Here is a 17550-nt window from a genome sequence, read left to right as displayed (position 1 = left end):
TCCGTCATTCTGCAGCCGGAGCAAAGGAGGTCGCGGGCGCTTCGGCCTGCCTCTCCATCCGCCGGACGGCGAGATGCATCCACGCGAGGCACGCGGCGACCAGGACGAAGAGCAGCATGAAGCAGCTCGACCAGATGCCGGTGAGATCGTTGAGCGCGCCGAAGGCGATCGGCAGGAAGAAGCCGCCGAGGCCGCCGATCATGCCGACGAGACCTCCGACCGCCCCGACATTCTGCGGGTAGTAGACCGGGATGTGCTTGTAGACGGCCGCCTTGCCGAAGCTCATGAACAGGCCGAGCACGAAGGCGACCGCGACGAAGGCCGTCGGGCCGATTGCCATGTGGAAGGCGATGGGTCCGTTCATCCCCTGCACGGCGTAGTCCGTCGCCGGGATCGCGAGGATGGCGCAGCAGAGCGCCGACACCGTGAAGGTCCAGTAGAGCACGGTTCGCGCGCCCACCCGGTCGGACAGGACGCCGCCATAGGCGCGGAAGATTGAGGCCGGGATCGAGTAGGCGGCGCCGATCATGCCGGCGGTGGCGAGGTCGAAGCCGTAGACGCCGATGAGGTACCGCGGCAGCCAGAGGGCGAGTGCCAAGAAGGCGCCGAAGGCGAAGAAGTAGTAGAGGGCGAAGCGCCAGACCCGCAGGTCGCGCAGCGGCGCGAACTCGGCAAGGAAGCTGCGCGGCTGCCCCGCACCGGTCAGGCGCCGCTGGCGGATCACCGGATCGTCCTCTGTGGCGAACCAGAAGATCACCGCCATGGCCGCAAGCGCCACGGCCCAGGCCATCGCCACGCTCTGCCAGCCAAAGGCGAGCAGCACGAAGGGCGCGACGAACTTCGTCACCGCCGCACCGACATTGCCGACGCCGAAGATCCCGAGCGCCGTCCCCTGACGGCTGGCGGGATAGAAGCGCGAGACATAGGCGACGCCGACCGCGAACGAGCCGCCGGCGAGGCCGACGCCGAGCGCCGCCACCAGCATCTGGGCGTAGGTCGTGGCGAAGGCGAGCAGGAACGTCGCGAAGGCCGCGGCCAGCATGGTCACGGTGTAGACGAGCCGGCCGCCGAGACGGTCCGTCCAGATGCCGAGCAGCATGCGAACCAGCGAGCCGGTGAGGATCGGCATTCCCACCAGCAGGCCGAACTGCGTCTCGTTGAGGCCGAGGTCCTCCTTGATACGGATGCCGATGATCGAGAAGATCGTCCAGACGGCGAAGCAGACGGTGAAGGCGACGGTGGACATGGACAATGCTCGCGTCGCCGAGCCGGCGGAAGAATGTGCGGATGTGTCGGTCATTTCTGGCTCCATCGTTGGCCGTGGGATCGGCCGTGCCTGGGCTGGAAAACAAAAAAGCCGCCGAGCAGGCCTCACGCGCCCGACCTGCGGGCAGCGCTTGACTTGATCGGCGGCTTTGCCTGGAGCGCCCGTCATTGGACGCGAAACTGGGGCCCTGCGTTGGGCTCACCCCAAGTGAAGCAGGAAGTGTGCCAAATATCCGAGAATCCGATTATCCCTTCACGAACAGCGGCTTGATCGAAAACTGCCTCCCGATGGGCCCTCCCGGCCTGCGCGAAACATGTTCACCCGGCTCTCGCTGCCGCACAGGATTTGTGCACTGCGTCAGCCATCGAGCGGGCCCGTTGCGGGATGTCGGCAGTCAGGACACCAGATACTCGGCGATCCGGTCCGGATCGAAGACCTTCCCGTCGAAGAAGCCGTCCGGCCCCAGGACGAGGCTGGCGCCGGCGGAGCCTACGGGCGTGGCCTCCGTCAGGCCGCCCTCGACCTTGGCATTGGCGCCGGGCAGGGCGACGCCGAGCGAGCGAAGCGCGCTCCGGTAGAGATCCGGGCGGTAGCTGTCGCGGGCGATCGCCTCGTTCTGCGGGCTCGCCGCAACCTGGCCCCACCGCACCATCTGGCTGTAGAACCAGAGCGCATGGCTCTTCCAGGGGAAGGTGGCTGCCCGCTCTTGCGGGATGAAGAAGTCCGCGACGTCGACTTCCGTCCCGTCCCCTGCATGCAGGTGCCCGGACAATGCCGGGACGAGCCACTCCACCGGGCAGCCGATATAGGCCGGCGCCGCCAGAAGTTCGGCGAGTTCGGCGCGATTGGCGGCGTCGCCGCACCACCGGGCCGAGCGGTAAAGCCCGCGCAGCAGCCCGGCCAGCGCTTGCGGATTGGCATCGGCCCATTCTGCCGAGGCGCCGAGGACCTTTTCCGGGCTGGAGCGCCAGATCAACGACTTGGTGGTGACGATCCGGCCCAGGCCCCGGATTGCCGCGGCGGTGTTCCACGGCTCCCCGACGCAGTATCCGTCGATGCGGCCCGCGGCGAGCGCATCGGGCATCAGCGGCGGCGGCACGATGACGATCTCGATGTCGCGATCGGGATCGATGCCGCAGGCGGCGAGCCAGTAGCGCAGTTCGTAATTGTGCCCCGAATGCGGGTGGACCACGGCGAAGCGCGGCCGCTCGCCGCCGGGGGGCGCGGTGATTGCCGCGCGGAGCGCCCTGCCGGCCTCAGCCGGATCCAGGTCGTCGGCGGCGCCGTGGTGCTTCATCGCATCCCACAGGCGTCGCGAGACGGTGACGGCATTGCCGCCGAGTCCGAGCGCCATCGGCGCGATGGTGCGCGCCGCCAGCGGGGCGAGGCCGAGATTGAAGGCGATCGGCATCGGCGCGAGCATGTGCGCGGCATCGAAATGGCCGACGGCAAGGCGGTCGCGGATGCTCGCCCAGGAATTCTCGCGCACCAGGAACAGCTCGATGCCTTCGGCCTCGGCGAAGCCCTTCTCACGCGCCGCCACCAGGATCGCGCTGTCGAGAAGCGGCAGGAAGCCGACGGTGACGCGGTGGCCAGCATTCATGTCTCGTCTCCCGGCCGCAGCAGGTCGGCCGCCGTGATCAGGCTCTGCGCGATCTCGGCGATCTTGCGGTTCTGGTTCATCGCCGTCTTGCGCAGCAGCGCGTAGGCGTCCTGTTCCGACAGGCCCCGCGACGTCATCAGGATGCCCTTGGCGCGGTCGACCAGCCGACGGCTCTCGAGCTCGGTGCGCGCTTCGTCGAGTTCGCGCGCCATCCGGGCGAATGCGTTGAACCGGCTGATCGCCATCTCGATCACCGGCTTGACCCGCTCCTTGCGCAAACCGTCCACCACATAGGCGGAGATGCCTGCCTCCACCGCGGCCTCGATCGAGGCGCTGTCGGAGCGGTCGACGAACATGGCGATCGGCCGCTTCACCGCACGGGAGAGCTGGAACATGCTTTCCAGCATGTCGCGGTTGGGATTTTCCAGGTCGATGACGATGACGTCCGGCTCGATCTCGGCAATGCGCCGCGCGATCCCGCCGACGTCATGGACCGTCGTGACCTCGCCATGCCCGGCCTCGCGCAGCCCTTCCTCGATCACCGCCGAGCGGATGCGGTTCTCGTCGATGATGAGTATCCGGAGGGCGGCACGGTTCATGCTCCCACTTTGCCTGCCGCCCAAGATTGTGCAACGCGAAATGAGCGACGTGGCGCCTGTGGTTTCCGCACAAGCATGCCGGGATCACGCAGGTCCGGGACCTCGGCGATCGTGAAGCCCGGCTTCTTCCCCTCGCGCTGCTACTGCGGCTGCGAAGGCCCGTCGGCGGCAGTCGCCGGGCGTGCCGGCAGCACCGGCGCACTTTCGGCCGGTGGGCTTGCCTCGAGATCGGCGATCAGGCGCTTCATCTCGTCGATCTCCCGCACCTGCGCCTCGATGATCTCGTCGGCGAGCTGGCGCACGCGCGGATCGGTGATCTCGGCCCGCTCGCTGGTCAGGATCGCGATCGAATGATGCGGGATCATCGCCTTCATGTAGGCGACGTCGCCGACCGTCTCCTGGCTGCGCACGAGGAACAGCGACCCCGCGAAGACGATCACCGCGGCGCCGAGAATGGCGAAATTGGCCGCCTTGTTCCCGTACATGGACCACATGAAGCCCAGCATGATGACGGCCATCACGGCGCCCATGTAGATCGCCATCCAGGTCCGCGTCTGGCTGTAGAAGACGTGGTCCAGCGCGTAGGTGTTGAGATACATCAGGGCGAACATGACGACGGTGGACGTGGCGATCATGCCGGCGAAGCGGGCGTAGCTCATGGCGTTGGTCCTTCTGCTTCCCTGCCAGGGCTAACGCCTCGGGCTTGGCATGGATGCGGCCGACGCCGGCCAGGCCCGCTCCCTTACCCCCGCGCCACCCGCGGAATCTCTGCCGACGCGATCAACCCGCCCTCCTTCTTCGCGACGCGCTGGTGGAGATGCACCATCAGCGCCGCGGCGAAGAGCGGCGTCAAAAGATTGAGCAGCGGAACGGCGAGGAAGCCGGCGATGACGAGGCCGGCGAAGAACACCGTGGTGCCATAGCGCCCCCGAAGCGCCTTCGCCTCGTTCTCCGTGCGATAGCGCAACGCCGCGAACTCGAAATACTCCCGCCCCAGCAAATAGCCGTTGACGAGGAAGAAGGCGGCGATGTTGACGCCCGGCACCAGCAGCAGCGCGAAGGCGAGGAGATTGCCGAGGATCACCACGCCGAAGAATTTTACCGACAGGACGAGACCCGGCAGGAATGCCATCGCAGTACCCTGCGGGGCTTCCGGATAGCTCTCGCGCTCGACGACTTCGGCGACGTCGTCGAGGAACAGGCTGGCGATCACCGCGCTGACCGGGCCGATAAGGAAGGCGAGCAGCACCGCCAGCGCCAGCCCCGCCGCGAAGCCCGCGACCGTGCCGGCCTGGTCGACCCAGGCGGGGGCGTCGGGAAAGAGATTGCCCAGGAACGGCACCGCCAGCCATTCGAACAGCCAGCCGACGCCGAACCACAGCGCGATCAGCACGACCGCGGCAAGGCCGAGCGTCTTCCACAGCGCCGCGCGGAAAGGCTGCGAGAAGATGTCGCGGAAGGCGAGGGCGGCGGAAGTGAGGATCATCTTTGCGTCTCTCCTGGCATCGCCCCGGAGATAGGCGCAGCCCCCCGCGGCCGCAACGCCGCCGGATACGCCCTTCCGCGCTGGCCATGCGCCGCCGCAGGCTCTAGAAGGGCCGGCAATTCACCAGCAACGGAACGGATCATGGCCGAATACGACGTCCTGACGATCGGCAACGCCATCGTCGACATCATCTCCCGCACCGACGATGCATTTCTCGAGCGAGAAACCATCCAGAAGGGCGGCATGACGCTGATCGACGCCGAGCGCGCCGAGCATCTCTACGGTGCCATGGGCCCGGCCATCGAGACCTCCGGCGGCAGCGCCGGCAACACCATCGCCGGCCTCGTCAGCCTCGGCGGCACCGGCGCCTATTTCGGCAAGGTCTCCAACGACCAGCTCGGCGAGATCTTCGCCCACGACATCCGCTCGCTCGGCGTCCACTTCGCCACGACGCCGCTCGATGGCCATCCGCCGACGGCGCGCTCGATGATCCTCGTCACGCCGGACGGCGAGCGCTCGATGAACACCTATCTCGGCGCCTGCGTCGAGCTCGGCCCCGAGGACATCGACCCGGCGATCGTTGCGGCCGCCAAGGTCACCTATTTCGAGGGCTATCTCTGGGATCCGCCGCGCGCCAAGCAGGCGATCGTCGAGGCGGCGGGCATCGCCCACGCCAACGGCCGCGAGGTGGCGATGACGCTGTCGGATTCCTTCTGCGTCCATCGCTACAGGGACGAGTTCCTGGAGCTGATGCGCACCGGCACGGTCGACATCGTCTTCGCCAACGAGAGCGAGGCCATGTCGCTCTACGAGACCGAGACGCTGGAGCCGGCGCTCGACCGTCTGGCGGCGGACGTCAAGCGCTTCGCCATCGTCACCCGCAGCGAGAAGGGCTGCATCGTCCTCGACGGCGAGACGCGCATCACCGTCGCGGCAAGTCCCGTCGACCAGGTGGTCGACACGACCGGCGCCGGCGACCTCTTCGCCAGCGGCTTCCTGCGCGGCTACACGTCGGGGCTCGATCACGAGAAGAGCGCCCGGCTCGGCGTCGCGGCGGCCGGCCACATCATCGGCCAGATCGGCCCCCGCCCGCAGACCCCGCTCGACCGCCTGCCCGAGGTCGCGGCCATTCTCGCCGGCTGACACTCGCCGCCGGGCGTTCCCCACCCACATTCCCGACGTCCGCATCCGGCTGCACCTGGCCGGATGCCTGCCGCCGGAGGGACGCGATGCTGAACTGGGGAATATTGTCCACCGCCAAGATCGGGCGCGACCGCCTGATCCCGGCGATCGCCGAGTCGCTCAACGGCTCGCTGGTGGCGATCGCCAGCCGCGACGGCGAACGCGCCTTCGAAATCGCGGCGACCTACGGCATCCGCCAGGCGTTCGGCAGCTACGAGGCGCTGCTGGCCTCGCCCGACGTCGAGGCGGTCTACATCCCGCTGCCCACCGCCCAGCATGCCGAATGGACGCTGAAGGCCATCGCCGCCGGCAAGCACGTGCTCTGCGAGAAGCCGATGGGCATGAACGCCGCCGAGATCGCCGAGATCGCGGCAGCGGCGGAAGCGGCCGGAATCGTGGTCGCCGAAGCCTTCATGATCACCTACCATCCGCAATGGCTGACGGTGCGCGACCTCGTCGCCTCCGGCGCCATCGGCCGGCTGCGGCACGTCGAATCGACGTTCAGCTATCACAATGTCGACCCCGCCAACATGCGCAACCGGCCGGAGCTGGGCGGCGGCGCGCTGCGCGACATCGGCGTCTATCCGCTCGTCGCCGCCCGTTTCGCCACCGGGCTCGAGCCGCGCCGGGTGCGCGCGAACGTCGTCATCGATCCCGCCTTCGGCACCGACAGCTTCGTCACCGGCACGGCGGATTTCGGCGATTTCGGCCTGAGCCTCACGCTCGGCACCGGCATGGCGCATCGCCAGACCATGGTCTTCCACGGCGAGGACGGCGTCATCGAGGTCGCCGCGCCCTTCAATGCCGGCCTCTACGACGGCGACAGCGTCACGCTGCATGATCGCCAGCACCGCCGCGCCGAGATCTTCCGCTTTCCCGGCGTCAACCAGTACCGTCTGCAGGTCGAGGCCTTCGCCGAGAAGGCGCGCGGCCGCGACGTCGCGCTGTTCCCGCTGGAATCCAGCCGCCGCAACCAGGCGGCCATCGACGCCCTCTTCGAAGCCGGTCGCACCGGCGACTGGGTCGACGTCGCCGGCTGACCTCCGCCTTCAAATCGGCTCATCGCGGCGGCAGGGTCGGCGCCCGGCCGCGGTGACGCGGTGGGGGACAGGACGCGGCAGGCGCGCAAGGCTCGGACCATGATCCCGCGCTAGGCTTGCCGCGAGAGAGCGACAGGGAAGACCCTAAGATGATGGCGACAGGACGAAAAGCCGGGCGCTTGGCTGCCACGCTGCTGGCGCTCGTCCTTGCCGCCGGCGCCGCCAATGCCGAGCCGCCGGCCAAGGAGCTGTTCGCCGCCAAGGCCAGTCCCGCCGCCCTCGCACCGGAAAGCGTCGGCTTCTATTCCAAAGGCTGCCTCGCGGGCGCTGCGGAGCTTCCCGCGGACGGGCCGCACTGGCAGGCGATGCGGCTGTCGCGCGAGCGGCGCTTCGGCCATCCCGCCACCATCGCCTTTCTCCAGCAGCTGTCGGACGAGGCGGCGCGGCGCGGCATCTGGCCGGGGCTGCTGGTCGGCGACATCTCCCAGGCCCGGGGCGGCCCGCTGCCCTTCGGCCATGCCTCGCACCAGATCGGCCTCGACGCCGACATCTGGCTGCAGCCGATGCCGGCGCAACGCCTCACGCAACAGGCGCGCGAGGATTTCGCCTTCCGCTCGGTGCTGCGGGAGGGAACGCTCACCGTCGACGACCGGATCTGGACCGACAATTACCGCGACCTCATCCGCCTCGCCGCCGAAGACCGCGAGGTGCAGCGCGTCTTCGTCCATCCCGGCATCAAGAAGAAGCTCTGCGAGACGGCCGGCCGCGACCGCGCCTGGCTCAACAAGGTGCGGCCGATCTACGGCCATCACGAACATTTCCACGTCCGCCTGCGCTGCCAGCCGGGATCGGCCGGCTGCACGCCGCAGGAATCGACCGGCAGCGGCGACGGCTGCGGCGATCTCGGCTGGTGGTTCAACGTCGCGCTGAAGCCGCCACCGCCCAACGCCAAGCCCGCCAAGCCCGCCAAGCCGAAGCGGCCGATGGGCCTCGCCGACCTGCCGAACCAGTGCCGCGTCGTCCTCAACGCGCCGGGCATGGGCTCGGGCAACCCGGTCCTCGCCGCCGCACCGCGCGACGCCGTCCCCGGCGCCCTCTCCTACGCCCCGACGGCGTCGGTCCCGATCCCCACCAGCCGCCCGCTGCAGTAGACCCGATCCTGCCGGTCTTGCGGCCGTCGACGATCGGACGCGGCCTACCGTGCCTGTCGATCTCCCCCTTGTGGGGGAGATGTCCGGCAGGACAGAGGGGGGTCATGCGGCCCCTCAGCCCTGCAGGCGAGGCACGAAAAAGTCCCTCCTCGAAAATCTGGGACCCCATTAATCCCCGCCCCTCGCCGCCGCCGCATACTCCCCTCATCGCCGCCCGGGCGGGCACGGACGATCGCCGGGATCGGCCGGGGCGGCGAGCGGTGTCCGCGACGGACGCGCCTTCCGGAGGCGCGCCGGCCCGGACGGTTTCGAGGCGCCGCCGGACCGTCTCCCATTACGAGGAGGCTGCGGATCGGTCCGCTTGACCGGGGACACCCGGGAAGAGCCGGCCGCCAGTGCCCCCTGCCAGCGTCGCGGTAGCGTCGCGTCACGGCGGGGAAGCACGTGTCGAAGCCGCAAAGACATCGCGCGGATCGCCGGGGGCGTGCCGCATTGTAAAGTTTCGAGGGCTCGCCCTCGGCGATCCGCTGCTCCGCTTGTCGGGGCGGCAACGCGGCTCCGACCGCCGGTCCGGCAGCAACCGGGCGCGGCGCTGATTTCGCGCGCCGCGTCGCAGGCCGCGCGATCGGCATCCGAATTTTTCCAAGGCCTGGAGATTTTGCGTCGGACGGCCGGAAGCGCTATGGACGGCATTCTCCCAACCCAGACAGGCGGGCAGCAATGGCGGAGCGACGCGGCGGCAACGACGCCCTGAAATTTCCGATCCTGATCGGCGATATCGGCGGCACCAATGCGCGTTTCGCCATCCTTCTCGATGCCTTCGCCGAGCCGAAGATGTTTCCGGTCGTCCAGACCGCCGACTTCGCGACGATCGACGAGGCGATCCAGGCGAGCGTGCTCGACAAGACCTCGATCCAGCCGCAATCGGCGGTGCTCGCCGTCGCCGGCCCGGTCGACGGCGACGAGATCGACCTGACCAATTGCCCCTGGGTGGTGCGGCCGCGGCAGATGCTCGCCGGCCTCGGGCTCGGCGAGGTCATCGTCCTCAACGATTTCGAGGCGCAGGCGCTGGCGATCTCCTCGCTGCCGGCGACGTCTCGCAGCCAGATCGGCGGTGGCACAGTCCACGAAGGCGCGAGCCGCGCGGTGCTCGGGCCCGGAACCGGACTCGGCGTCGCCGGGCTGGTGCGGGCGCGCAACATGTGGATCCCGGTCGCCGGCGAGGGCGGCCATGTCGATCTCGGGCCGCGCACGGCGCGCGACCTCGCCATCTGGCCGCATCTGAAGACGATCGAGGGACGGGTCTCGGCCGAGCAGGTTCTGTGCGGGCGCGGCCTGGTCAATCTCTACCAGGCGATCGCCGCCGTGAACGGCGCTGAGCCGGTGCACGCGACGCCCGCCGAGATCACCGAGGCCGCGGCCGGTCGCGGCGACGCGGCCTCGATCGAGGCGGTCGACCTGTTCGCCACCTATCTCGGCCGCGTCGCCGGCGACATCGCGCTGATCTTCATGGCGCGGGGCGGCGTGTTCATCGGCGGCGGCATCTTCCAGCGCATTCTTCCGATCCTGAAGGCCGACCAGATCCGCGCCGCCTTCGAGGACAAGGCGCCGCACAGCGCCCTGCTCAAGGACATTCCGCTCTATGTGGTGACCGAGCCGCTGGCGGCGCTGGCAGGGCTCGCGACCTTCGCACGCACGCCGCGCTTCTTCGGGGTGGAGACCACCGGCCGCCGCTGGATCGCACTGCCCGGGGGCTGATGCCCCGCACCGCTGCCGTTGCCTGACGGGCGCGACGGCGCTACCACAGCGGCGAAACCTCCCCTCCCCAGTCAAGGACAGCCGCCATGGCGCTCAAAGTCGCCGTCCAGATGGACCATGTCTCCTCGATCTCGATCAAGGGCGACTCCACCTTCGCCCTCTGCCTCGAGGCGCAGCAGCGCGGCCACACGCTGTTCCACTATACGCCCGACAGGCTGTCGCTGCGCGATGGCCGCGCCACGGCCCGCGGCGAGGCGATGGAGGTGCGCGAGGAACAGGGCAACCACTTCACCCTCGGGCCGACGGAGAAGGTCGACCTCGCCGAGATGGACGTCGTGCTGCTGCGCCAGGACCCGCCCTTCGACATGGCCTACATCACCTCGACGCATATTCTCGACCGCATCCACCCGAAGACGCTGGTGGTCAACGACCCCGCCTCGGTCCGCAACGCGCCGGAGAAGATCTTCGTCACCGAGTTCGCCGACCTGATGCCGGAGACGCTGATCACCAAGGACCCGGAGGAAGTCGCCGCGTTCCGCGCGGAGTTCGGCGAGATCGTGCTGAAGCCGCTCTACGGCAATGGCGGCGCCGGGGTGTTCCACATCACCGAGGGCGACCGCAACCTCACCTCGTTCCTGGAGACGTTCGGGCTCCTCTTCCGCGAGCCGTTCATCGTGCAGCGCTACCTGAAGGACGTGCGCAAGGGCGACAAGCGCATCATCCTGGTCGACGGTGAATATGCCGGCGCGATCAACCGCGTCCCCTCCGAGACCGATGCGCGCTCCAACATGCATGTCGGCGGCCGCGCCGAGGCGACCGAGCTGACGGAGCGGGAGAGGGAGATCTGCCGGCGCATCGGCCCGGCGCTGAAGGAGCGCGGCCTGATCTTCGTCGGCATCGACGTGATCGGCGACCTGCTGACCGAGATCAACGTCACCTCGCCGACCGGCATCCGCGAGATCAAGCGCTTCGGCGGGCCGGATATCGCGGCGCTGCTCTGGGATGCGATCGAGGCGCGGCGCTGAGGGCGCGAAGCTGAACCCCAGCTAACAGCCTCGTTCCGGAACCGTACGGGTTACGTATGGCTTAGTGCCTTCAGAAACCGGACGGGTTTCGGATCATTCCGAGGAAAGCACACATGAAAAAGATGCTCTTTGCCGCGCTGGCTCTGGCGGGCGCATTCACTGTCTCGGCAGAGGCGCAGGCGCAGTCGCGCGCCATCGCCGTCACCGACGTCAATCTTCGCGCCGGACCGTCGACCGCCTATCCGGCCGTCAACGTGGTGGGCGCCGGCGAGCGCGTCCGCGTCTTCGGCTGCCTCGACACGCGCTCCTGGTGCGACGTCGGCTATGGCGGACAGCGCGGCTGGATGTCGTCGAACTATCTCGCCGACGCCGGCGAGCGCCGCTACACCGGCCCGCGCTATGTCGAGCGCATCCGGGCGCCGGTGATCAGCTTCTCGGTCGGCAGCTACTGGGACAACCATTATCGCGGCCGCTCCTTCTACCGCGATCGCGACCGCTACGACGATCGCGGCCCGCGCCGGGCCGAGCGCCGTCATGACCGTCGCGACTTCCGCGAAGATCGCCGCGACGACCGCCGGGATTTCCGCGAGGAGCGCCGTGAGGACCGCCGCGACTTCCGCGAGGACCGGCGCGACGATCGCCGTGACACTCGCGGCCCGGCCCGGGCCGAGCCGGTCGTCCCGCTCTACCGCGTCGACTGATTTCGTCGCATCGTGAGGATCGACGGCGCGGGCGGCAACGCCCGCGCCGTTTCTCGTGGGGCGCTCCGCGACCGGCCGGTAGCCTGTTCAAGAATTCTTCATGTCTGGTCACGCCGAATCGAATCCGCCGATTCGTCGTGGATTTGTTCCGCTCCCGTTCTTGTTTCATTCTGCCGATCGTGCTTACCTAGGGGCACGTTGGAGAGTGTGCTGCCATCAAGCAGCGGACGACAGGGGAGTGTCGGCATGGTCTCGCGCATCAAGACCGTCGCCTTCCAGGGGTCGATGCGGTTCCCGTGGACGTGCAGGTGATGGTCGCCCCCGGCAAGGTGGGCATCCAGATCGTCGGCCTTCCCGACAAGGCGGTCGCCGAGAGCCGGGAACGGGTGCAGGCGGCCCTGCACGCCTCGGGCCTGTCGATGCCGCCGAAGAAGGTGACGGTCAATCTGGCGCCGGCGGACCTGCCGAAGGAAGGCAGCCACTACGACCTGCCCATCGCGCTCGGCCTGATGGCCGCCCTGGGCGCGATCCCCTCCGATGCGCTGACCGGCTATCTCGTCCTGGGCGAGCTCTCGCTCGACGGCATGACCACGGCGGTGGCCGGCGTCCTGCCGGCCGCGATCGGCGCCAACGCGCTCGGGCTCGGGCTGATCTGCCCTGCCGAATGCGGCGCCGAGGCGGCCTGGGCGAGCGGCGACATGGACATCGTCGCGGCCCGCAGCCTGATCCAGATCGCCAATCATTTCCGCGGCACGCAGCTGATCGCCCGCCCCGAGCCGTCGATCCGCGCCGCGCCCGCCAACCTGCCGGACCTCGCCGAGATCAAGGGCCAGACCGTCGCCAAGCGGGCGCTGGAGATCGCCGCGGCGGGCGGCCACAACCTCCTGATGGTCGGGCCGCCCGGCTCCGGCAAGTCGATGCTGGCGCAGCGCCTGCCCTCGGTCTTGCCAGCGCTGGCGCCCCGGGAACTGCTGGAAGTGTCGATGGTCGCCTCGATCGCCGGCGAGCTGTCGGGCGGCAAATTGTCGGACCGGCGGCCGTTCCGCGCGCCGCATCATTCGGCCTCGATGGCGGCGATGGTCGGCGGCGGCCTCAGGGCCCGGCCGGGCGAGGTGTCGCTGGCGCATCGCGGCGTCCTGTTCCTCGACGAGCTGCCGGAATTCTCGCCAGTGGCGCTCGATTCGCTCCGCCAGCCGCTGGAGAGCGGCGAGAGCGTCATCGCCCGCGCCAACCACCGGGTCACCTATCCTGCCAAGTTCCAGCTCGTCGCAGCGATGAACCCCTGTCGCTGCGGCATGGCGGGCGAGCCGGGGCGCAGCTGCGCCCGCGGCCCGCGCTGCGCCGCCGACTATCAGGCAAGGATCTCCGGGCCGCTGCTCGACCGGATCGACCTCAGGGTCGACGTCCCGGCGGTGACTGCGGCGGACATGATCCGCCCGCAGCCGGCGGAGACGTCGGAGACGGTTGCCGCTCGGGTCGCGGCGGCGCGCGACGTCCAGGCCGAGCGCTATCGCAACCTCGGCCTGCCCGCGGAAACGCTCAATGCCCATTGCGCCGCGGCGCTTGTGGAGACGGTGGCCGAGCCCGATGCCGAAGGGCTGCGGCTGCTGCGCGAGGCTGCCGAGCAGATGAAGTTCTCCGCCCGCGCCTACCACCGCATCCTCAAGGTCGCCCGCACGCTTGCCGATCTCGACGGTGACGGGCCGGTCCGGCGCATCCACCTCGCCGAGGCGATCTCCTACCGCATGGCCGGCGAACGGCTGTCCGCGGCCGCATGATGGCGCGCGCCATGCCCTCCGACCGCGGTTTCGACCTGCGGCACCCCGCCGTCGCCGGCTACGACATCATCGCCGACGCCTTCGAGGCCGCCCGCAAGGTGAAACCTTGGGAGCTCGCCTATTTCTCGGGGCTCGCCGAGCGCCTGGCGCCCGGCGATCATCTGCTCGACTGCGGTTGCGGGACCGGCCATGTCGGCCTCGCATCGCTGGTCGACGCGGGGATGTCGATCACGGCGCTCGACGGATCGGCCGGCATGCTCAAGCATTTTCGCCGGCGTTATCCGGGCGTGGCCACCATCCGGTGCGACATGCTGGCCTATGAGCCCGCGGAGAAATTCGCCGCCATCATCGCCTGGGACAGCTTCTTCCATCTGTCGCATGACGAACAGGCGCGGATGATCCGGCATTTTGCCGCCTGGCTGCGGCCGGGCGGGCTGCTGCTGTTCACCAGCGGGCCCGGCCATTCGACGATCGACGACACGATGTTCGGCACGCCGTTCGCCTATGCGAGCTTCAGCGATGCCGGCTATCGCGAGCTGCTGGGCGCAAACGGCCTGTCGGTGCTCGCCAGCGATTTCGACGAGCCCCACGCCGCGATCCACAAGGTCTGGCTGGCGCAGAGGGAGTGACGGGTGGGAGGCTGATGGGGAAGAAGGCCCGACGCGCCATGAGCATGCCGGCCGAGAGGCGGGGCAACGACATGCCCTCGCGCTCCCCCGCGGCTCGTCATTATCGGGCCCCGTCCCGAGGATCCAGCGTCCCGTGCTCGGCGGGCTTCGGGAGGCCCTTGCAACCCGGTCTTCGGCCGATGAGCCAAGATACCCGCCGCCCTGGATCTTCGGGCCCCGTCCCGAGGATGACGACGCTTCGATGGTAGGCCGTTACGCGTCAGCGTCAGGTCGCCGACGGTCTGGCGATCCGTCCTCAGCCCCGCAGCGTGCCGCCGGTGGCCTTCTCGACCTGCGCCACGATGGTGCGCGAGACGGCGTCGAGGTCCTCTTCGGTGAGGGTGCGGTCGAGCGGGTTCAGCGTCACCTCGATGGCGACGGATTTCTTGCCCTCGCCGAGCGCCGGCCCGGTGAAGACGTCGAAGACCCGGACCTCGCCGACCAGCTTCTTGTCGGCGCCCTCGGCGGCCCGGACGATCTTCAGCGCCGCGACCGCCTCGTCGACGACGAAGGCGAAGTCGCGGCGCACGGGCTGGAAGGGCGACAAAGTGAGGATCGGCTTGGTGCGCGTCGGCTTCGCCTTCGGCTCCGGAATGGCGTCGAGGAACACTTCGAAGCCGCAGGCGGGGCCGGCGACGTCGAGGCGCTTCAGCGTCTGCGGGTGCAGTTCGCCGAACTCCGCCAGCACCACTTTCGGCCCGAGCTTGATCCGCCCCGAGCGGCCGGGATGATACCAGGCGCTGGCCGGCGTCTCGATCATCAGCCTGTCGACCGGCGCACCGGCGGCTTCGAGCGCAGCGATGGCGTCGGCCTTGGCGTCGAACACCGAGACCGAGCCGGCGCTGCCGTCCCAGGCGCGGCCGGCACCGGCAAGGCCTGCCGTGCCGCGGCGAACGCCGCCAGCGACGCGCTTCTGCCCGTCCGGCTGGTCGCTCAGATAGATGCCGGCAACCTCGAACAGCGCCGTGTCGCCCTGCCCACGGGCAGCGTTGCGGCCGGCGGCGGCGATCAGGCCGGGCAGCAGCGAGGGCCGCATGTCGGACATGTCGGCGGCGATCGGGTTCTCCAGCTTCAGCGCCTCGCTGCCGCCGCCGAAGGCTTCGGCATGGGCGGCCGGGATGAAGCTGTAGGAGACCGTCTCGACCATGCCGCGAGCGGCCAGCGCCCGGCGCGCGGCGCGGTCGCGGATCTGCGGCGGCGTCAGGATGCGGCCGTTGACGGTCGCCGCCGCCGGCAGCGGCTGCGGCGCGATCCGGTCGACGCCGACGAGGCGCATCACCTCTTCCACCAGATCAGCCTTGCCGTCGATGTCCGGGCGCCAGCTCGGCGGGGTGACCGCGGCGGCGCCGTCTTCCGGCGCGACGGCGAAGCCGAGGCGGGTCAGGATCTCCACCTGGCGGTCGGTCTCGACGGCGAGACCGGTCAGGCGCTCGACCTCGGTGAAGGGCAGCGTGATCGGCCGCGCCTCGGCCGGCCGTTCGGCCACGACAAGACGCTCCGACGGCGTGCCGCCGCAGAGCTCCAGCACCAGGGCGGTCGCCAGATCGAGGCCCGGCTCCATGAAGGCCGGGTCGACGCCGCGCTCGAAGCGGTAGCGCGCGTCGGTGACGATGCCGAGCGCGCGGCCGGTGCGGGCGATGTCGAGCGGCTCCCAGAGGGCCGATTCGATCAGCACGTCCGTTGTCGTGTCGTCGCAGCCGGAATGCTCGCCGCCCATGATGCCGGCGATCGACTCGACGCCGTTGTCGTCGGCGATGACGCACATGCCCTCGGCGAGCGTGTAGGTCCGCCCGTCCAGCGCCAGCACCTCTTCATCGGCCTTGGCGCCGCGCACGACGAGGTCGCCCGCGACCTTGGCGGCATCGAAGACATGCAGCGGGCGGCCACGGTCGAAGGTCACGTAGTTGGTGATGTCGACAAGCGCGTTGATCGGGCGAAGGCCGATGGCGCGCAGCCGCTTCTGCATCCAGGCCGGCGACGCGCCGTTGGCTACGCCCGAAACGCGCCGCAGGGCGAAGCCGGTGCAGGTCGGGCTCTCGACGCGGACGGCGACGGGGCAGGCGCCTTCGCCTTCGATCCGGGCCGGAGTCTTGGTGAGGAGCGTTCCCATGCCGGAGGCCGCGAGATCGCGCGCGATGCCGGCGACGCCGGTCGCGTCCGGGCGGTTGGGGGTCAGGTTGATCTCGATCACCGGGTCGGCGAGGTCGGCATAGTCGGCGAAGCGTGTGCCGACCGGCGCGTCTTCCGGCAGGTCGATAATGCCTTCATGCGCGTCGGAGAGCTGCAGCTCGCGCTCGGAGACCATCATGCCGTGCGATTCGACGCCGCGGATGCGGCCAACCGACAGCGTCGTGTCGATCCCCGGCACGTAGGTGCCCGGCAGCGCCAGCACGCCGACGAGGCCGGCGCGGGCATTCGGCGCGCCGCAGACCACCTGCACCGGCTTGCCGTCGTTGACCCCCGGCCCCGCCTCGACCGTCAGCACCCGAAGCTTGTCGGCGTCGGGATGCTTCTCGGCCGTCAGCACGCGCGCGATGTGGAACGGCGCGAAGACGGCGCGATCGTCGACGGATTCCACCTCGAGCCCGATCATCGTCAGACGCTCGCAGATCTCGGCCAGCGTGGCGTCGGTGTCGAGATGGCTCTTCAGCCAGGAAAGCGTGAATTTCATCGGGCTCGATCTTGTTGCGGCGGGCACGCCCTGCCGGCGGGGCGTGGCGATCTCGGGCTAGGGGCGTGCCGTTCGAGGCGCTGCCTTTGGTCGGCCGTTTCGTAGGCCGGGCAAGGCAGTCGCGTCAATTGCGGCAGCGGCGGCAGGCTTGTTCAGCGGGCGCTGCCATCCCGGCCGGCGACGTCCGCTGCGACCTTGCGCACGGTGCCGTTGGCGTGGACGAAACGGTAGGTGAACAGCGCGACGACGGCGAAGACCGCGTAGAGGAACAGGATCGTGCCCCAGGAGAACACCGTGTCGAAGCCGAACTTCTCGATCACCGCCGGCAGGCCGACGCCGGTGAAGAACGAGGCGAGCGCCGCCGGCGTCGGCGGCATCGAGCGGTAGTAGAAGGCGAACAGCCCGACGGTCACGAGGGCGACCAGCAGCCTTCCGAGCGAGGCCAGCATGGTGAAGGCGGCGTTCTCGGCGAAAACGAAGCCGAGAATGTCGACGACCAGCGTGCCGATGATGGCACCGGCGACCACGGCGATGATCTCGATCACGAACTGGCGGGGCGACATGGCGATCAATCCTTGCGGGTTCTAAATAGAGGCCGGCAACCTGCTTCCATAGTCAACG

Annotated in this window: 14 protein-coding genes and 1 pseudogene; 8 read left to right on the top strand and 7 right to left on the bottom strand. The window is 69.3% G+C overall.

All coding sequences use genetic code 11. The features are described 5' to 3' along the window. Nucleotides 1-4 precede the first annotated feature (4 nt). The 5 genes from GGR03_RS22445 to GGR03_RS22425 all read right to left on the bottom strand — a co-directional run bounded on the left by GGR03_RS22445 (nucleotide 5) and on the right by GGR03_RS22425 (nucleotide 4955). Nucleotides 5-1300: an MFS transporter gene (locus GGR03_RS22445; protein WP_246368399.1), complete on the bottom strand. Its 1296-nt coding sequence runs from the start codon at nucleotides 1298-1300 to the stop codon at nucleotides 5-7. A 361-nt stretch (nucleotides 1301-1661) separates the two neighbouring features. After that, nucleotides 1662-2870 (bottom strand): CmpA/NrtA family ABC transporter substrate-binding protein, encoded by a 1209-nt coding sequence (locus tag GGR03_RS22440; RefSeq protein WP_183211005.1) that lies wholly within the window; start codon nucleotides 2868-2870, stop codon nucleotides 1662-1664. Next, entirely contained in the window at nucleotides 2867-3469 is a 603-nt protein-coding gene (locus GGR03_RS22435) for an ANTAR domain-containing response regulator (RefSeq protein ID WP_183211004.1), read from the bottom strand. Before GGR03_RS22435 ends, GGR03_RS22440 begins: the two co-directional genes overlap by 4 nt. A gap of 140 nt (nucleotides 3470-3609) precedes the next feature. After that, nucleotides 3610-4128 (bottom strand): DUF305 domain-containing protein, encoded by a 519-nt coding sequence (locus tag GGR03_RS22430; RefSeq protein WP_183211003.1) that lies wholly within the window; start codon nucleotides 4126-4128, stop codon nucleotides 3610-3612. Nucleotides 4129-4211: 83 nt separating this feature from the next. Further along, a complete protein-coding gene (locus tag GGR03_RS22425; protein WP_183211002.1) occupies nucleotides 4212-4955 on the bottom strand; it encodes a sulfate transporter family protein in 744 nt (247 codons plus the stop codon). Nucleotides 4956-5096: 141 nt separating this feature from the next. On the opposite strand from GGR03_RS22425, the gene GGR03_RS22420 reads away from it, so the two are divergent. From GGR03_RS22420 to GGR03_RS22385, 8 genes and pseudogenes are all read left to right on the top strand, one after another. Further along, nucleotides 5097-6098, top strand: coding sequence for an adenosine kinase (locus GGR03_RS22420; RefSeq protein WP_183211001.1), 1002 nt, complete (start codon nucleotides 5097-5099; stop codon nucleotides 6096-6098). Nucleotides 6099-6184: 86 nt separating this feature from the next. Continuing rightward, a complete protein-coding gene (locus GGR03_RS22415; protein WP_183211000.1) occupies nucleotides 6185-7177 on the top strand; it encodes a Gfo/Idh/MocA family protein in 993 nt (330 codons plus the stop codon). Nucleotides 7178-7326: 149 nt separating this feature from the next. After that, nucleotides 7327-8328, top strand: coding sequence for a penicillin-insensitive murein endopeptidase (mepA, locus tag GGR03_RS22410; protein ID WP_183210999.1), 1002 nt, complete (start codon nucleotides 7327-7329; stop codon nucleotides 8326-8328). 720 nt (nucleotides 8329-9048) lie between these two features. Beyond that, the gene (locus GGR03_RS22405) at nucleotides 9049-10086 is read left to right on the top strand and encodes a glucokinase (RefSeq protein ID WP_183210998.1); all 1038 of its coding nucleotides are present in this window, start codon (nucleotides 9049-9051) and stop codon (nucleotides 10084-10086) included. Nucleotides 10087-10172: 86 nt separating this feature from the next. Next, nucleotides 10173-11111 (top strand): glutathione synthase, encoded by a 939-nt coding sequence (gshB, locus tag GGR03_RS22400; RefSeq protein WP_183210997.1) that lies wholly within the window; start codon nucleotides 10173-10175, stop codon nucleotides 11109-11111. Between the two features lie 113 nt (nucleotides 11112-11224). Then, complete coding sequence (locus GGR03_RS22395; RefSeq protein ID WP_183210996.1) at nucleotides 11225-11812, top strand: SH3 domain-containing protein; 588 nt, start codon at nucleotides 11225-11227, stop codon at nucleotides 11810-11812. A 246-nt stretch (nucleotides 11813-12058) separates the two neighbouring features. After that, nucleotides 12059-13590: pseudogene (locus tag GGR03_RS22390) on the top strand (YifB family Mg chelatase-like AAA ATPase). A gap of 11 nt (nucleotides 13591-13601) precedes the next feature. Then, nucleotides 13602-14219, top strand: coding sequence for a class I SAM-dependent methyltransferase (locus tag GGR03_RS22385; protein WP_183210995.1), 618 nt, complete (start codon nucleotides 13602-13604; stop codon nucleotides 14217-14219). Nucleotides 14220-14514: 295 nt separating this feature from the next. On the opposite strand, the gene pheT is transcribed toward GGR03_RS22385, so the two are convergent. Both pheT and GGR03_RS22375 read right to left on the bottom strand, forming a co-directional pair. Next, entirely contained in the window at nucleotides 14515-16929 is a 2415-nt protein-coding gene (pheT, locus tag GGR03_RS22380; protein WP_183210994.1) for a phenylalanine--tRNA ligase subunit beta, read from the bottom strand. A 152-nt stretch (nucleotides 16930-17081) separates the two neighbouring features. Next, nucleotides 17082-17492, bottom strand: coding sequence for a flagellar type III secretion system protein FlhB (locus GGR03_RS22375; RefSeq protein WP_183210993.1), 411 nt, complete (start codon nucleotides 17490-17492; stop codon nucleotides 17082-17084). Nucleotides 17493-17550: the final 58 nt, after the last annotated feature.

It is taken from the genome of Aurantimonas endophytica (assembly GCF_014196845.1).
Lineage (GTDB): Bacteria > Pseudomonadota > Alphaproteobacteria > Rhizobiales > Rhizobiaceae > Aurantimonas > Aurantimonas endophytica.
This window is presented reverse-complemented; position numbering and strand designations above follow the sequence as displayed.

What these genes read in the sequence shown, in the direction of transcription:
- GGR03_RS22405 (WP_183210998.1), top strand. Translation starts at nt 9,049, where the DNA reads ATGGCGGAGCGACGCGGCGGCAACGACGCCCTGAAATTTCCGATCCTG.
- GGR03_RS22430 (WP_183211003.1), bottom strand. Translation starts at nt 4,128, where the DNA reads ATGAGCTACGCCCGCTTCGCCGGCATGATCGCCACGTCCACCGTCGTC.
- GGR03_RS22420 (WP_183211001.1), top strand. Translation starts at nt 5,097, where the DNA reads ATGGCCGAATACGACGTCCTGACGATCGGCAACGCCATCGTCGACATC.
- GGR03_RS22375 (WP_183210993.1), bottom strand. Translation starts at nt 17,492, where the DNA reads ATGTCGCCCCGCCAGTTCGTGATCGAGATCATCGCCGTGGTCGCCGGT.
- pheT (WP_183210994.1), bottom strand. Translation starts at nt 16,929, where the DNA reads ATGAAATTCACGCTTTCCTGGCTGAAGAGCCATCTCGACACCGACGCC.
- GGR03_RS22435 (WP_183211004.1), bottom strand. Translation starts at nt 3,469, where the DNA reads ATGAACCGTGCCGCCCTCCGGATACTCATCATCGACGAGAACCGCATC.
- GGR03_RS22395 (WP_183210996.1), top strand. Translation starts at nt 11,225, where the DNA reads ATGAAAAAGATGCTCTTTGCCGCGCTGGCTCTGGCGGGCGCATTCACT.
- GGR03_RS22425 (WP_183211002.1), bottom strand. Translation starts at nt 4,955, where the DNA reads ATGATCCTCACTTCCGCCGCCCTCGCCTTCCGCGACATCTTCTCGCAG.
- GGR03_RS22385 (WP_183210995.1), top strand. Translation starts at nt 13,602, where the DNA reads ATGCCCTCCGACCGCGGTTTCGACCTGCGGCACCCCGCCGTCGCCGGC.
- mepA (WP_183210999.1), top strand. Translation starts at nt 7,327, where the DNA reads ATGATGGCGACAGGACGAAAAGCCGGGCGCTTGGCTGCCACGCTGCTG.
- GGR03_RS22445 (WP_246368399.1), bottom strand. Translation starts at nt 1,300, where the DNA reads ATGACCGACACATCCGCACATTCTTCCGCCGGCTCGGCGACGCGAGCA.
- GGR03_RS22415 (WP_183211000.1), top strand. Translation starts at nt 6,185, where the DNA reads ATGCTGAACTGGGGAATATTGTCCACCGCCAAGATCGGGCGCGACCGC.
- GGR03_RS22440 (WP_183211005.1), bottom strand. Translation starts at nt 2,870, where the DNA reads ATGAATGCTGGCCACCGCGTCACCGTCGGCTTCCTGCCGCTTCTCGAC.
- gshB (WP_183210997.1), top strand. Translation starts at nt 10,173, where the DNA reads ATGGCGCTCAAAGTCGCCGTCCAGATGGACCATGTCTCCTCGATCTCG.